This window comes from Spirosoma panaciterrae DSM 21099 (assembly GCF_000374025.1).
Taxonomy (GTDB): domain Bacteria; phylum Bacteroidota; class Bacteroidia; order Cytophagales; family Spirosomataceae; genus Spirosoma; species Spirosoma panaciterrae.
In genome coordinates this window covers 34,340-51,082 of sequence record NZ_KB893183.1, presented here as the reverse complement: position 1 = coordinate 51,082, position 16,743 = coordinate 34,340, and the positions used below count along the sequence as shown (strand labels likewise).

General features: G+C 40.5%; 12 protein-coding genes. 6 read left to right on the top strand and 6 right to left on the bottom strand.

Annotated features, from left to right (window positions below; all coding sequences use genetic code 11):
• The first annotated feature begins 1 nt into the window (after position 1).
• On the top strand, positions 2-1,168 hold the full coding sequence (locus tag B153_RS0113715) for a cysteine desulfurase family protein (RefSeq protein ID WP_020597296.1): 1,167 nt from the start codon (positions 2-4) through the stop codon (positions 1,166-1,168).
• Between the two features lie 36 nt (positions 1,169-1,204).
• Here the strand turns inward: B153_RS0113715 and B153_RS0113710 are convergent, their stop codons facing one another.
• From B153_RS0113710 to dndC, 3 genes are read right to left on the bottom strand one after another with little or no spacing between them, the layout of a single operon-like run.
• Complete coding sequence (locus B153_RS0113710; protein WP_020597295.1) at positions 1,205-1,597, bottom strand: DndE family protein; 393 nt, start codon at positions 1,595-1,597, stop codon at positions 1,205-1,207.
• Positions 1,590-3,680: an AAA family ATPase gene (locus B153_RS35130; RefSeq protein WP_020597294.1), complete on the bottom strand. Its 2,091-nt coding sequence runs from the start codon at positions 3,678-3,680 to the stop codon at positions 1,590-1,592. Before B153_RS35130 ends, B153_RS0113710 begins: the two co-directional genes overlap by 8 nt.
• Before the next feature lies 1 nt (position 3,681).
• A complete protein-coding gene (gene dndC, locus B153_RS0113700; protein WP_020597293.1) occupies positions 3,682-5,025 on the bottom strand; it encodes a DNA phosphorothioation system sulfurtransferase DndC in 1,344 nt (447 codons plus the stop codon).
• Positions 5,026-5,340: 315 nt separating this feature from the next.
• Between dndC and B153_RS36645 the strand changes: the two genes are divergently transcribed.
• Together B153_RS36645 and B153_RS0113690 are read left to right on the top strand one after the other, a co-directional pair.
• Positions 5,341-8,892: a DEAD/DEAH box helicase gene (locus B153_RS36645; RefSeq protein WP_020597292.1), complete on the top strand. Its 3,552-nt coding sequence runs from the start codon at positions 5,341-5,343 to the stop codon at positions 8,890-8,892.
• A gap of 20 nt (positions 8,893-8,912) precedes the next feature.
• Positions 8,913-13,631 carry a DarT ssDNA thymidine ADP-ribosyltransferase family protein gene (locus tag B153_RS0113690; RefSeq protein WP_020597291.1) on the top strand — a complete coding sequence of 1,573 codons (4,719 nt, stop codon included), beginning with the start codon at positions 8,913-8,915 and terminating at the stop codon, positions 13,629-13,631.
• Positions 13,632-13,738: 107 nt separating this feature from the next.
• Here the strand turns inward: B153_RS0113690 and B153_RS0113685 are convergent, their stop codons facing one another.
• The 3 genes from B153_RS0113685 to B153_RS0113675 form a co-directional block, all read right to left on the bottom strand.
• Positions 13,739-13,972 carry a hypothetical protein gene (locus tag B153_RS0113685; protein ID WP_020597290.1) on the bottom strand — a complete coding sequence of 78 codons (234 nt, stop codon included), beginning with the start codon at positions 13,970-13,972 and terminating at the stop codon, positions 13,739-13,741.
• Positions 13,973-14,041: 69 nt separating this feature from the next.
• Positions 14,042-14,428 (bottom strand): helix-turn-helix domain-containing protein, encoded by a 387-nt coding sequence (locus tag B153_RS0113680; protein ID WP_026262137.1) that lies wholly within the window; start codon positions 14,426-14,428, stop codon positions 14,042-14,044.
• Positions 14,429-14,439: 11 nt separating this feature from the next.
• Positions 14,440-14,736 (bottom strand): type II toxin-antitoxin system HigB family toxin, encoded by a 297-nt coding sequence (locus B153_RS0113675; RefSeq protein ID WP_020597288.1) that lies wholly within the window; start codon positions 14,734-14,736, stop codon positions 14,440-14,442.
• Positions 14,737-15,077: 341 nt separating this feature from the next.
• On the opposite strand from B153_RS0113675, the gene B153_RS0113670 reads away from it, so the two are divergent.
• The 3 genes from B153_RS0113670 to B153_RS36640 all read left to right on the top strand — a co-directional run bounded on the left by B153_RS0113670 (position 15,078) and on the right by B153_RS36640 (position 16,614).
• Positions 15,078-15,368: a hypothetical protein gene (locus B153_RS0113670; RefSeq protein ID WP_020597287.1), complete on the top strand. Its 291-nt coding sequence runs from the start codon at positions 15,078-15,080 to the stop codon at positions 15,366-15,368.
• A 3-nt stretch (positions 15,369-15,371) separates the two neighbouring features.
• The gene (locus B153_RS0113665) at positions 15,372-15,833 is read left to right on the top strand and encodes a hypothetical protein (RefSeq protein ID WP_020597286.1); all 462 of its coding nucleotides are present in this window, start codon (positions 15,372-15,374) and stop codon (positions 15,831-15,833) included.
• 277 nt (positions 15,834-16,110) lie between these two features.
• On the top strand, positions 16,111-16,614 hold the full coding sequence (locus B153_RS36640) for a hypothetical protein (RefSeq protein WP_020597285.1): 504 nt from the start codon (positions 16,111-16,113) through the stop codon (positions 16,612-16,614).
• Positions 16,615-16,743 lie beyond the last annotated feature (129 nt).

Here is a 16,743-nt window from a genome sequence, read left to right as displayed (position 1 = left end):
AATGAACACAAATACTGATAGTATTATATACCTGGATTATGCTGCTACAACGCCAACCGACCCAAGGGTAGTTGACGAAATGTTACCCTATTTTACAAATAAGTTTGGTAATGCAGCTAGTCGCACACATGCCTTTGGTTGGGAAGCTGAAGAAGCTGTCAAAACAGCTCGTCATCAAATCGCTACTTTAATTGGTGCCAAAACTGAAGAAATTACATTCACATCCGGCGCTACAGAGGCTATAAACTTAGCTTTAAAAGGTATTTTCGAAAACTACAGACACAAAGGCAATCACATTATTACAGTTTCTACTGAGCATAAAGCTGTGCTTGACACGTGTACCTATCTCGAATCAAAAGGTGCAGACATTACATACCTAGCAGTAGATAAAGATGGTCTTATTGATCTCAAAGAACTTCAATTAGCTATTACTGAGCGGACGATTTTAATATCAGTAATGTTCGCTAACAATGAAACAGGCGTCATACAGCCAATAGGAGAAATTGCGAAAATAGCTCATGATCATAATATACTATTTATGACGGATGCCACTCAGGCAGTAGGTAAAATTATGGTAAATGTTGAACTGGATAATATAGACATATTAGCTTGTTCCGCGCATAAACTATACGGCCCTAATGGAATCGGAGCTTTATTTGTTAAAAGCCAGTTTCCTCGAATAAAACTTATTCCTCAAATGCATGGGGGGGGCCATGAACGGGGTTTTCGATCGGGCACTCTCAATACTCCTGCTATTGTTGGATTCGGTAAAGCCTGTGAATTAGCATTGGGAGAAATGAAGGCTGAATCAGAACGACTTATGGTCTTAAAGAATAAAATTGAAGAAAAATTAAAACTAATCGATGGCTTAATTATTCATGCAGAAGAAGCTTTGAAGCTACCGCACATAATTAATTTTCATGTACAAGGGATAGATGCTGAAGCACTAATCATTCAGTTTCGAGATCGAATAGCTGTGTCGAGCGGGTCCGCTTGTACCTCTTTAGAGGTACTGCCATCGCATGTGATTATGGCTATGTATAATGATGAGGAAATTGCCTACGGTTCTATTAGAATTAGTTTGGGAAGGTTCTTAAAAAACTCATCTATTGATGCAATAATATCATCAATTACGTCTTCTATTGATACAATGCGTATGGCTTACTAAACACAATTGATTATTACAGCCTATGCAATAGAATACTCAAAAAAGACTTAATTGAGATTCTATACCGCTCTCAATTGCTTTAAGCAAAAAATCAGTCCCATCGCTAGTAGAGTACTCTTTTAATTCATGTAGGCCATGATCTAAGTGTAGTTTAATGTACTTAGGAATATCTTTATCTGATTTATGTATTTGGTAGAGCTGGCAAATTAGGGCAATATAGACTTCTAAATGATTGCCAAATAATATTTTAACAGGGTATGTTTTCCCTTTAGCATCTTGTAAACCTTTCAGATCTAGCTTGTTCTCTTGAGCAATTGAGTATGCAAAAGCAAGCCTAGCGATAATGTTTTCGGTCCCTAGCGAAAACTTATTCGTTAATTCTGTTATAATTACTTTATTAGCTTCAGATGTTGTTATCGAATTAAACATATTGCTCTTCCTTATTATCTAATTCAGCCGCCACCGAAAAAAGAGAATTATTATCAACAGATATGAATGTAGATGAGTGTTCACTCCAATTTTTAATTAAATAGCAGCCTTGTACATTTACTTTAAAAAGCTCAAATTCTTCTACTGTCATCTCTTTGTTTAAAAGAGGTAAAATTACAACTTGTTTTGAAACTTTGGGGTAGAAATCGGTGATTATATTTTTTGCATGGGTTGCATCTAGCTTTTGCATTGGACTGTCAATAAATACAGGGAATTCAATATTTGATTCCTCAACAAGTGCTTGTAGAATTGAAGTAGCGTACAGCTGTTTTTCCCCCATTGAGAGATCTTCCTTTATAATTCGTTCATCTTTATCATTAAACAATTCAATATCAATAATCTCTCCGTCAACGACAACAGATACTCGTTTAATTAAGTCTTTTTTGTGCATCAATTTATTTAAACCTGTGCAAATTCGACTTTGTAATGTTGCTTGCTTTTCCTGCTGAATATTTAGGATAAACTCATCAAGTTCATGAATTAACCGTTCAGCTGTAATATCTTTCTCCAGCAAATCTTCCTTGATAGATAATTTTTTTCGCGTTTCTTGAAGTACTTTTTTCCTCGTATTTAGTTCATTTGTTCTAGCGCCGATCTCATGAGAAATTGAAATAATAAGATTTCTAATAGAGTTAATTTCGTTATCTATATTAGCTTTCTCTTGCTTATGTTTTTGAATAAGAATATCTCCTTCTTTCGATTCCGCTCTAGAAAGTTTTTTATTTACTTCATTTAACTCATAACGATTTCGTTTAATATCTCTACTCAAATGTCTGAATTGTTCTTTAAAAGTAGAGCTTAAATTCGTAGCAATTGCGCTGAAACTTCTATGTAACTGTTCATCAAATTCATGTAATACCTGAATGTCTAAATTTGGTATATCTTCTTGATTATTACCAATAAAGTATTGATTCAGTAATTCATTTATCTTGTTTTCGACATCTCCTTTACTTAAATATTCTGGAAATTCTTTTATCGATAAATTAATTTTATTAATTGATTCTTTTATTTCCTGGAGAGTAAATCCTCTCCGTTTATTATATTGTTGTTCTAATTTTAATTGCTGTTCTAATTTGAAAAATAATTTACCAGCAATTGCAAAAGGAGCAAAATCAAGCATACTATCAAAGCGGCTTTTATACTCACTTGCCCGATCTATTAGAGTTGCTTTTTCTTTTTTGAGTACTAATAATTGCTCAAGAGAAATAGAACTACCCTCTCGTACTAGCTTTTCTTGCAATTCTGATGATCTTTTACTTTTATCTTCTATGTCTTGATTATATTCTTTAATTACTTGTTCTCTTTGCAGTATTTCATGTTCTAATTTGCTAACATGAAGTTCATCCAACTCCAGTTTTTTTAATTCTTCTGGGCTGGCAGATTCTCTTTTATACTTTAACCTTAAATCATTGAGGCTATTCCTTAAGTCTATGTATTTTTTTATTCCTAGCACTTCAGAATAGGCACTTCCTAGTTGCTTTTTTTGGTCAAGAGATTGGATCTCAGCTATTGTAATAATCTTTTCAGCATCAAAAAAGAAGAATTTTGCAATTTCTTTTGGTAATATAAAATCTTGTATAAATATATCATTACCAACATCTTCAACGAGTTCATTATGATGGCCGTCAATTTTTATTTCTAAAATATCGTGCCTATCACCTAAAGAATACGACCGTTTGATTTCAACCTCTTGAGCTGTAATTCCAGGAATTTGTAAATCTGATACTTTTAGAGTAACAGAATAATTAGTGTCATTACTATTTTTAGAGTTTCTATTTAAGCAAGCTTCAAGGAACTCTAGATAGCCGCCAACTTCTTGGATTTTCTTTTTAAACAACTCATCAACATCTTGCATATATCGCCCATATAGGCACCACACCAATGATGTCAAAAAAGTAGTTTTACCATATCCATTATAACCAGCTATAATATAAATATTTCGGCGCGAGTCTTCAGTAAAAGAAATTTTGTTGTTTCCTTTATAAATCCTGAAATTGTTTAGGGTTATTTCTTTAATAAACATTTTAGTAGTCTTCTAACTTGGTAAATGTTGGCCTTACGTGTTCCTGCAAAATATTTTCTATGTCGTTTTGTAGGCCGCGTTTTTTAAGTAGAAGAACTTTATTTTTTTGTGCATTCAATAACCGATTGATTAAATTGTAATCCTCAGGATGATTTTGACAGACATCCTTTAGTATTTTTTTCTCTTTAAATATGCTGGCATTTCGTTGTTCAAAATCTACTTCTTTACCAAAAACTTCATTGTAAACTTCTGAAACACTATATTCATAAATGTGATCTCGATTCCAGATTATTTGAATAGCAGCTAATTCTTGCAAGGATATTAGTTGATTATGTGGATCTTCCTCTTGGGCAATTTTTTGCGCCCCAAGAACCATTTTTAAGACATGATATCTCCATCTTGGCCAGTAAGGCCCTAAACCCTCAGATTTATTTCTTCTGATCGGCATTCTATACTTATCTGGATCGTAGTTAGTAGCCTCTCTGTCTATTGTATTAAACAGGAAATCACGGATTTCGACCAGAGGTTGCATCCACTCTTCACCATTATCAATCAGAGCTTCCATTGATCGGTCCCGTTTAACCACTGTACAAACCCAACAACCGAATCGACTATTACCACAGGAAGGGGTTTTAACGTCCATTACGAGCGGACAATCACCGCCACTCCCATTTTTATAAAGGGTAATCAATTCCCGATTTTTCTTTCCTGTCCAAGGATTCGTGGTGTTTTGCAGATAGGTCCATACCTCATCGGTAGTCACATCCTTGATAGGGGCAAAAGCCATTGCATTGGGTAATGGATGTTTTCTTAGCCTTTGTCCTTTGATTTCATGGCGCTTTATTGAACCTGCCCGACTTGAGCTTTCATCAGATCGTGTTCCCAATAAGATGATAACTTCACCGTTTTGTGAAATCTTATCTTTGATGTATTGGGTTGTAGGAGAAATCTTTAGACGCTCTGTGCACCACCTAAACATGTTATTAGGAGCTGGGTATCCCCTACCGATCAAGTTAACCCAAAAGCTATCATCTAATCTTGGGGTTGTATGATCCACTGCGATTGGTAATCCTAATTCGAGTGCCTTTTCACGAATTAGCTCTAGTTGGCTGTTCACGAAGGTAAGTACCTGTGGATTTTCAACTAATGTATTATTACAAATGACGTATACAGGTCTTCTTTTTAGATCGATTGGATCAAGGTCGGTTAAGGCCTCCCATACGAGCATCAACAGAGTCGTGGAATCTTTACCTCCACTAAATGCTATAATCCATGGCTTATTGCCATCTTCCTCCAGAAACTGTTCCTGAACTTCAGCTATGAGTTCTCGTCTGTTAAAAGCCATAATCTTAATATCTACTGGCTAAAGTAACACTTCTGGGTAAGCTTTCATTGAGACTTGCCTACAAAATCAAGTATTGCATTGCTAATTTTAATAGTCAAGCTGACTTTTAAGCTTTTATGTATTCACTACTTTGATGGCAGAGTTCGAACCGAAATCGAGTATCTTAATAGAATCAAGGTGTATTGAAATAATCTGTTTGCAAAAAAGCAGCATCTTAACTTTTAATCGCCTAGAAAAATCATCAGACATAACTCTACTTTCAGTACAAAACATGTACTTTTCGCTTATCCCTGACAAATGATTCCCACATCGTAGATGCTACCTTCCAGAAGCCAACAAAGTAAAGAGAAGCACAATAATAGTGGTACGGAGAACAGACTAAGCGAAATCCGAGTATGGGGCGCTTACATCGATGCACAAAAGAACTTGCTTGAACGCTTATCGCAACCAATTCCGGTAGCTTCGTTTATATATTCAGATGAGACGCTTCAAGTCACGCTCAAACCGCATGATGACAAGCGGGATATCCTGCAATTACTGATCGATACACTAGGCGTCAATCCCAAGCATCTCCGCTTCGAGGATGGATATTTTCTGATGCCTAGTGATCATGAAGTTACTGCCGAAAAGATCGAAGCTGTCAACAAGCAATTAGATAATAACTACGCACGTATCATCCCAAAGCCCGCCATTGACGGCGTTTTTAAGCCACAAGTCGCCTATTTAAGCGAACTGATTGCCAAGTTATTACCTAACGAATCAGATCAGTCAAAAAGGTTTGCAGCCGATGGGGCGCTGCTACTGACACTTGAAGAGATAGAGCGACTCGATAAATTACTTACTAATCATCCCACCATTTCCCGTGAAGAGAAAATAGGGTGCATTTACCATTACAAAGTGGCCCCCATCGCTAATCTCATTCAGAGTTATACACAGGAACAAGTTGAGCTACAATTAGGTCTCGGCTTTACAAAAAAAGGCGATTTACTAAGGACATATCAGCCTCAGAAAGTTGAACTTGGCTCTTATCCCAAATATCTTTATAAAAACGAATTTACTGTCGAAGGAGAAGGGGTCAATTCAGATCTAATAACTAAGCTTGAAAATACCATTGGTTTAAAACGCTCAGAAGTTAAAATAAGAGTTACTGATAAAAAGACAGGCAATAGCTTTGACAAGTCGTTTCAAGACCGTCCGGCCCAAGACCCGGCACAGTCAGACACTAAAACTTTGCTTAACTATCAAGAATTGGGTATCACTGATCCACTGAAGGCTGCCGCCTGGTGGCTCAGACACATATTCCCGACCAGAAAGAGGTCTCAACAATATATAGTAAACTTTGTGTCCTCAACTTATAAGTTTGAAGGTGAACTCTTTAAAAACACCTACAGACAGCTAAGAGTAGAGATTGATGAGCGTTTAGTTGCAGGAATGGCTGACGCTTTATCTGCAATCTGTCAACACAATGAGATTCATCATGATTTAGAAAAGAAGCTGCTGGCATTTGATATCACGACGACTGAAGACCTGCTCCATAGATTAAACCTTATTTCAGAGATCCCCAACTTATTGATCGACCACCGGGGATCGGAACAGCGACTAAAAGTTCGACTGGTCTACACCACTCCTCTTGAACGATTATATACACTTATTGAAGAATATCTTCCCGAAGCCGATTTCATTTTTGAGCCACATAATGAGATCATTCGTTTTTTTTATCAGCAAAACTCTCGTAACGTCCGGGATATACTCAATATAAAACTTAGATCAAACGAATGGACATTCGTGGAGTCTCGTCAAACGGCACTTTATGATACATACGGTTTACTCTATGATGCAGAGAAACGTAAGGCCGATGATATTCAGCAATATAAATCATTAGCCAATTGTGAAATAGAGGTTGCAGGCAAAGTGATCGGCGAAGTAAGCAAAGCGGCTTACCCATTATTAGAGATAGAGTTAATACCGGATATTGATCCCATAGAAAGCCTGCCTGTTGTTCGCCCGGTGTTTACAGGCGAATACGAACGGATTTACCGTTTGAACGCGGTTTTAGAATCTGTTCAGGGACAGCAATCCGCTCACCCCAAGAATAAGCGCGTGGCTACGTATTTGTTTGACAGCTCGAAGGCTAAACCAATTCCGGAGCAAATCAGACCTAAAGAAGATTGTAGCGAATGGCAGACAATGATTCAACACTTATGGGCTACATCGCTAAATCAATCACAACGGGAGGCCATTTTTAAAGCCACCTACGCGCCCGAACTAGCGTTGATTCAGGGCCCTCCTGGAACGGGCAAATCCACGGCCATTGCCGAATTGGTTTGGCAGTTGGTACGGACGAATCCAAGAAAACGGCTGCTGCTTACCTCGGAAGCCCATTTGGCTGTTGATAATGCGATGGAGAAACTGGCCAACTCAACACACAACCTGGTCAAGCCGGTACGTTTCGGTAATGAAGAGAAACTGGAAACGGAAGGGGCTCGGTTCGCTTTCGACCGTATGAAGAATTGGGTTGATGCCGATCCGCTAACGCAATCTGAGTCTGATGATAACATCCTCGTCCGATGGCACCAAAACATTCAAAACCGCAGCCAGGCTTGTGACGACATCGACACCGTCGATCTACGCAAGCGGTGGAATCAGGTTTTCACCACCGATGACTTATCGGTTCGACAGCTACTGTTCAACCAGTACATAACCTATGCTAATGTGATCGGAGCTACCTCCGGTTCGATAGGCTGGCAGGGATCACTAAAGAAGCCAACCAGTTTTTTTAGAAACTGGCTCAATTTGTATCCAGGCGATCGGAGCAAACAGGAGAACCCAATTCGTTTTGATGCGGTAATCATCGATGAAGCCAGTAAGGCTACGCCACCAGAGTTGGCTTTACCGATGCTTTACGCCCAAAAAACAATCGTCGTGGGGGATCATCGACAACTGCCACCCATGTTAGATGAGGGGGATTTTATCGAAACCCTAGAGCGGGTAGGCGAATCTGAATTGGCCACCTTTTTTCGACAGCAGGATAATCAAAAATCACTTTTCGAGAAGCTATTCTTAAATCCCAATCTGTCGCCCACCTTGAGGGCCACATTTAACCTACAGTACCGAATGCACCCGGCCATCAATGATGTTATTAAACAGTTTTACATTGACGATGGTGGGTTGTTATGCGGACTGAATGAACAACTTGTCGAAATCCCTCAACTCAACGAACCCCAGAGTCGGTATCATGGCCTATCCTATCCCGGCTTGTTTGACGTGAACACGCACTGCGTGTGGGTTGACGTTAAAACGCCCGAAATAAAGGATAAAACATCACGGATCAATCCCGGCGAAGTACGTGCTATCCGGCAAGTGCTCCGGGCCATCGCAAAAGCCGATGGCTTCGCTACTTACATGGCTCATTGGCAGCAGCCTAAATATAAACCGGAAGAGCAAGAAATAGGCATTATTTCTTTTTATGGCAGCCAGCTAGGTCAGCTGAGACAGATGACGAATGAGCTGAGCCGCGAGGTGTCTGAACTTCCTATCCGACTTTCTACCGTTGACCGATTCCAGGGTATGGAGCGGAATATTGTTATTGTCTCTATGGTCCGCAGCAATGGGTTGGCGACTGCCATTCATCAACCTCCAAACGTAGAGGCTTACCCGCAGACTGGATATGCTCCACAGTCAAGCCTGGGGTTTGCTGAATTTCCTAACCGGCTGAACGTAGCCCTGTCACGAGCCAAGCGCTTACTGATCATCGTTGGTAACTCAGATCACTTCAGCCGGAAGCAGATCTATAAGAATGTGTATCAGACCATCGCTGATTCCCCCCAAGGCCGTGTAATAGATGCAACTTTACTACCTAACTTTTAACCCGCCCTACTTACTGATTCATGCAATTGCTTAGTACAGTCAATCATAAGTTCGTTATTGGGCGCTTACAATTTCCTGTAGCGTACATTCTCTCTCAACCAGTCAACGAAGTGGACCTGGTACTCTGCGAGATCGTTCAACGTAAAGGGGGTAGCATACCTACTGAAGAATTAGCCTACCTGCTTGGATTTTCGATTGTGGAGGATGCGCAGCAAAAACGATACGCTGACCCGGCGGAACGGATGATTTTTCAGCATTATTTACGAACCCAACAGGCCTTTTATCTGCTTGAGGAAGTGAGATTGGGCTGGTTGGAGAGTCACACTGAGAAGCTATCCATTGTACTGACAGAGTGGGGTAAGCTGGCACTTGAGAATCAAAAGAAGCTTTTATTTTACCAGGATAGTACCCACTCAGGTTACTACTTTCGTAATCTGTCCGTTGCGGACGACTTTCCTTATCAGTGGTATTTTAATCTTGCCAGCAACCTCACCGAAGGCAATTCGTGTAAGCCAGCTAAATTCATGGAATTAATGGCCTTATCGCTTCCCTTTGGGAAAGAAAGCGAGCGATTCCAGGCAGAGCTTGGTAAGGATAGTGGCACATCGATTATGTGTCTTGGCGACGGCAAGTTTGCGGGCAATGAAGAAGTGACTTTTACCTGTGAGGTATGGCAATCTGATGGGCAATCGCATCAAATCTTTGTTTTGATTAACGGCAACCGGGATGATTATTTAACTGCCGTTCTGGCTGATCCCCGTAATCGTGAACAGCATGATGCCATAATCAAGCAAGCTCAGTTTCAGGCCTTATGGGACGATCCCGATGGTGTGTTCAACGCAGAAACGATTGCCGAATTTACAGAGAAGTGGGATTGGAATACCCTAGTAAAGGATACTCGAATTGACTGGTCTGACCCCACTATCTTGGATGCTTTTCATCTACAGAATGCTACGATTTGGTATACGATCAGTCAGCTCGCACCGGTAGAACTAATTCAGGAGCAGATAGCTGTATACCCCAGTTTATGGGACTGGTCTGTATTATCAAAGAGGCTGGCAGATGAGTTCATATTTGAGACTTTAACGGATGAGCTCTATTTCTGGGATTTTGAGGTGCTATCCGAACGAGGAAGCTCCTTCATGGCTCAGGCACTGCCAATAGCTGCCCAAAAAGGCTATTTCCCACACTGGAACCTGGTAGCTTGTCAGCGTGAACTTAGTACGACCTTCCTAATTGACCACTTTCATCCGGATATTAATTATGATTATCCTGAACTTCAGTCCCGAGGAAGTCAGGTAGTCGTTGACATATTGATAAATGCGGTCAAATACCAATTCAGGCCCCCTTTTGATTACACGTTGTTTTCCAACACCCTCACTGCGGATGTGTTGACCAGGCAGCTTGCGCTACTTGGGCGCGTCATCGATTGGAACGTAGTTATTCCAATGGTTGCTGCAAAAGCAAGATGGTTGTTCAACGAAGATGAGTTTGTCACAGCGCTTAAGCAAAATGCCGGCCGCACGACTGGGTTTACACTTGAACAACTTGAATGGGATGAACCCCTAATTCGATTACTGGATGAATGTAGTTTACTGCGCTGGCGAAGTTATGGAGCGGATCGGGGCTTTGAATGTAATGCCAATATTGAATGGACTTTACCCCTTTTTAACGAATATCATTCACGAATCGTAACCCAGCAAGGACGCACCTACCTGAGTAGTATAATTACTTCTCTGGAATTTATCCGTCAACAACCTCAGTTTGGCTGGGAATGGGTGCAAATCATATTAAACGATCACCTCCAGATCGACGATTCCCTTTTAGATGAGTTCGGTGATATCGTTGACTGGTCGATCCTGTCGGCACGTTTGCCTGAACACTATATAGTTACCCGGTTAGAGCGTTACCGCCACCGCTGGAACTGGACGGATCTCTCGGAGCGGTTGAACGTCGATGTAATCAGCTACTCGCTTGGCGCATTTCCGTGGGATTACAGGGTGCTTTCAAGTAGAGGAGGGGATTTTCTGGAAAAAGCCCTGCGCTTAGACCGAACACTTCGGCAAGCCTGGCATTGGCCGACAATTGCCCGTAGCCTATCCGAGACTTCCCTACTTAACATTTTACCTAAATTCGCTGAGCTAATCCCAGAGGGTGAGTTACAACAGGCCTTTTGGCTGGAAGTAACGCGACGAGTATCCATCGACTTTGTATCTACTCAGCCCCATTATCCCTGGGAGTGGAGCTTTCTTACCAGGAACACAGACAAAGAATTCATCTTATCTTATCTCGTAGCATTGAAAGATAAGTGGGATTGGGCTTTTTTGACAACCAACGTTTTTACACTCGAAGAAATTAAGCAACTGTGTGGTGAGCAGCCTGTCACAACCTCCCATTGGGACTGGTCGTATCTTTTGGACCAATCGTATACGACTGAGTCAATCGAACTTGACGTTGAGTTCATTTGCCGAGCGTTAAGCCAGATAGAGGAGGAAGCGAATTTTAGAAAGGCGTGGTCACTACTAACAAAAAAGGTCACGGTAGATTTCCTCTATGAAAGATTGATGCCGGAAGATGATGGTAAATTAATCGCCTTGGATTGGACTTACCTGTCGTCCTTAAAACGGTTTCGTTGGGAGAGCGTTGATTTTATAAATCAATACATATCGAAATGGGATTGGAAGACATTATCAAGAAATAATAAAGTTACTGGTGACTATAAGCACCTTCGTCGATACCGGCAATATTGGGACTGGAATTACATCTCTGAAAAAGGCCCGTTCTTAATAAACGAAGTTAAAGCGAGTAACATCAAAAGGGGTAGTTTTACTGTAGACCTAAGATCAAGAAAAGAAAATCTTCAAAGGCTACAGGCGTTAAAGCCTCATGTTGACTGGAAAGCGTTATCAAGTAGGGAAGACTTAGTATTAGATAACGAGTTATTAGATTTTTCGACCGAATGGGATTACGGGCTTTTATCACAAAAGCCCACTCTAGTTATTAATAATGACTATTTAGAAGAGCATAATGATAAGGACTGGAATTGGGAGGTACTTTCAGCTTACAAAAATATAAGCTTCTATGATGAAGAAGGAAAGGGGCTTTTTGAGGATGATACCTTACTAAACAAACCGTGGGATTGGCGTATATTGACGCAAAGGGAAGATATAGTAATCACCTATGACTTAGTCAGAAGGACTAAAGACAAGCCGTGGAATTACCATTCTCTTACTGCCAAAGTATTTAAAGACCAAACGATCACTCGTCAACTCTTAGGAGAGATTGGCACGAAGCCACTCGATTGGAGCTTTCTATCAAGTTACATTGATTTCAAAATTGCGGATGAGGAAGTTGATAATGATAAACAATCTATACTTGATTTATATCGAGATTCGTGGGATTGGTCGGTTTTATCCAAGTCAGGGCATATCGGAGAAAAGCTCTGTCAATCAGCCTTTGTAGAACGCTACGCTGATAAGTGGGATTATTCGAAATTAAGTTATCGACAAGAAATAGCTAAACAGCCCGATATACTTCTCAAGTTGAAGCACAAGCCCTGGGACTGGGCTTATCTGAGCGGAGTCATCAAGGCTGAGGCTGCTCTTTTGGAGGAGCTTAAAGATAAACTTGATTGGACGAAACTGTCGGCTTCGATGGTAATAAACGCAACCGAGGACCTGCTGATCCGATACAAACGCTACTGGAATTGGAATTCTCTGACAAGCGGCTTACATAAGGAAGCGGAGTCAGAGACGTATAAAGCAGCAAGCAGGATTTTAAATCAAGATAGTCGGTTATTGTTTTTGTCTAGAATTGAGAAGCAGTCATCGAACTGGAAGGGATTTCTCTACCACTATGCCCACCTTGAAAACGCTGCGTCTATTCTAAACGACGGAAAAATAAAATCACGAGAAAAAGCTAGTTTTAAAGATACTGCTGCCCAACAAATTGTGTATCGTCGGCTTGACCCTCATAATTTCGCCCGTTTCTATTTTCGCCCCCAAACACCCTATCAATATTTCACGGAACGATTGGGGAGACCTTTCGGCGACATAACCAGACGTGAATACCCAAAATGTCCGGTTCCAATCTTCTTTAGACTGAAATTATCCGAGGTGATGTTTGATGCTACAGTCGAAAATCATTATTTCATAACGAATAACAATTCGCACGCGGACTCGGCCATCAGGCAGACCATACATCAGGCAGTTCATTATTTTGAATACGAGGGTGTCTATCGCAGGTTCAATTCTTCAGATACTGACAGGGATAGATATAAAAAACAGGTTCAACAAGAGTTCGTAGTAAAAGATGAGATAGCAATTGATCAGTACGGTTCGTTACAAATTATCTGTGCGAACAGCGCTGATGCAAAATCGCTTTTAAATAAACTAAATAGTCCTGAACGATGGATAGACAAAATTTTAGTTAGTGATGAAGACTGCTACATGAATAGAAATCCGTCTGTGAACGTGCGGTATTCGGATAACATTGTTTCGGTTAGGTTAAGGGGCACTAATCCAGTGATTGGGAAAATCAAATTTGTCGTAGATGGTGGATCATTCAGGCGGATTGACTCCGGTAAAGTTATAAATGAGACTGATAGGTTAATAACTGTGCTTAATTCACTTGACGTTGAAATAAATGATTCGACCACTCCTTTCATCGTCCAATGGATTGATGAAGAGGAGAAGGTTTGGGAGATCTACAGACATAAGTCTACTTTTGAAAAAAAGTAATACCTTGAGCAGAATATATTGAACAAACCAAGTGATCATTTGTGATCACCTTTTTTGTGTAACGCATGAGATACGAATCCAAATAAGCCTATATATTGCATACGGCATCAATCCCTCATATTGTTTTCCACAACTAATTTGTTGATATAAGCAATACCTTCGGAGGTGTGTAAAAATTGTATTTCTTTCCATGCCTTAACTGCTCCCTGCTCAAGCTGTTGCATAGTTTGCCAATCTAAGGTGGAATTGAAAATATTATGGCGCATATATTCTTCAATTTCATATGCATCAGATTCCGAGCACTTCACGGTCTGAATGATTAATTTCTGATAGAAAGACATAGACAAGTAAAGGTTGGTTTTAGTTTTTTCATTCAAGCAATAAATTGTCAAATAACCAGCTACAGTTGCCTAAGCATGTTCCAGAATAAAATCGGCGTCAATCTTAAGTTTAGTACGAAGTGTTTTGGCTAGATCCATTGACACTCGGCGTTTGCCCCGTAGAACTTCCGAAAGCCTGGTTTCGGGCACTTCTAAAAGCCGAGCCATATCCCGCTGCTTCATTTTCTTTTCATACATCTTAAACTCAATCATTTCTGCGATGGATTGAGGCACTTTGATCGGCATTAGCGGGATGCTGTCTTCATAAGCTTCCGCTAGTTCAGATAGTTGAGCCAATTCCGTACCTTCTTCCGGTGTTAGCGTGTCAAATCCCCCTCCTACCGTTGCTTTCTGTAACAAGGTTTCAATTTGGGCCATGAGTTGTTGATACTCAGTTGGGTTGGTTGGCAGTTGCATAATCAAGGTAGTTAGATGATCGAACAATCAGGAATTTTATCGTACTGTGCGTGGGTACCCACAAAGCGGATATAAACAGTCCGTTTATCAAAAAAGATCATAGCAATAATCCGGTAGCGGTTACCCCGAACATTAAATACATAGTGATCATTGCCTACATAGTCCACTGAATTGAAAGTTTGCTTAACATCCGCCAGACTTTTCCAGTCAGCGGCTTTTACAGTAGCATACCAGTCATTAAGGGCTAAAGCCGAATCGGTATGTTGAAGACCAAACTCGTTCAGAATGGTTTTGGTAATGATGACCATTTAATTGCCTGTTTCAATTTATTAAAGATATATTATTTTAATTACATAATCAAGTATTTACTTACATATTTTGTAAATAATTCATGTACTCCTTTGCTTTATATAATTTGTACATTCTTTCCGGTTTCTAAAGGTTGGCTTGTTTAGAGTGAAGTAATTTAATAAATGCAGCTTACTGATATTATAATATCTTTAATAGCTGTTAATGCGCTCGTTCAAGGCCTATTATAAACACCCAACTTCCCTATTTCTAAAACAAAATCACTGTGACGCCCGATTTACACCTGCTTACTGTACTAGAATAATTAGTTGCCGATCTACCAGATCCCAACTGCCATTATATGGTGTCAGCGAGCTACATCGATTTTATTGATACCGATAGAGACCATTCCCGGCAGTATATGTGCCCGATCTTTGTTCATCAGGATTCAGCAGCCAATATTGATTTTGATGAGCAGGATATGCTGCTTGATACCTTCTTTAGTCCGGAGCCTGGCGCTCCTGCTAAGCGTATTCGAATTCCCTATGATCAAATTTACCAGATCGCCCGAAATTCGGTCGGTGGGATGTTTATTAAGGAGGATTCGGTGTACCGTGAATCGTCCCGATTTAAAGTGCCTCCCCTTCATTAAACGATGCGACAACCAATCGAAAAATACAATCAGCAACAGACGGAGGCCTTGGCGGCCCTGCCAGAGTCCCAGCGGGAGTGGATGGCTCGCATGTTTCGCATTGGCAATGCGACTTATTGCTATTACAACCGGGCAAAAGACCTGGCTGTATTTGGCAACACTGAACACACGACTGAAACGTCGGTCGATCTGGCTGACTGGCTGGAGCAGCAAATTGATCCGCAAACAGAAAACCGATCATCGCGCGAATTATTACAGGTCTATTTTAAGGAATACCTGGAAGGATTACCGAATGACAGGCTGAGAAGGGCAGAAAAAGCGGGTGGACTAGACAACGCAAAACGAAGTTTCCCGTTCCGTCGGTATGTACTGGAGAGACACGACATCGGTATGGAGGAATTTCTGCGCTTAAACCTGAGCGCTGAAGACTACGCCTTTCATCGGTCTAACGCTCCCACCGATTGATTTCTCTTATAGCTGAAATTGACTTCAACAAAAAGCCAGGCAAAATTGGGACAGGCTGGCTACGTTGCTTATTACCAGGTATCGACCCGCGCTCAGGGGAGTCGGGGCTAGGGCTGGATGCCCAACGCGCAGCCGTTGAAGGTAATGCGGTTATTAGATCGGGTAATGATAGATTAGACGTTGTAAGTTGTAAGCAATGCAGGTAAGCGACAAAACAAGCAAAACAGAGGTGGTGCAAATCCATTTTGAACGATTTACAGGTAAATAAATAACAACTATGGTCTTGCCTAAAGAAGACATTGATGGGCTAAAATCTATCATATCAAGTTCCTTGGATTACTTATATGAGTACGATTTTCCTCTGATACAAATACGTGGTATGGAGCAAAGTGCCGCCTTTCGCTTTGCTATTTATTTGCATGAAGAGATAATGAACTTTGCCTGGCTGAGTCAACTCAATTTAGATATCGAGTATAATAAAAATGGAGAAGGGCCAAAGATTACACCCCGACGTGAATACGGAACTAAGCCTGATTTAATCATTCACGGCAGAGGGCACAACAACTTAAACGTTCTTATTATAGAATTTAAGCATTGGTCAAATACAGCAAGAGAGCAGAATGATATTGAAAAACTAGAAGACTTTACAAATCAGGACGGAGCATATAAGTATGGCTTAGGTGCATTTATTAGGCTACGACCAGATGTCTGCAATCCAGTTTACTTTATTAATGGGCAGGCTGAGAATGACATTGCAGAGGAAGTACCCGGCATTGATTGATCTGAATTTTGGATGATCATAAATGCAATTTTACGCATTCAGTCAGACTTGAGTTTATTATAATGAATAGTGTAGCCTCCAAAGTTGGATTACATGTCTACCCATAAACTAGTTGAAAAGATAAAGTGC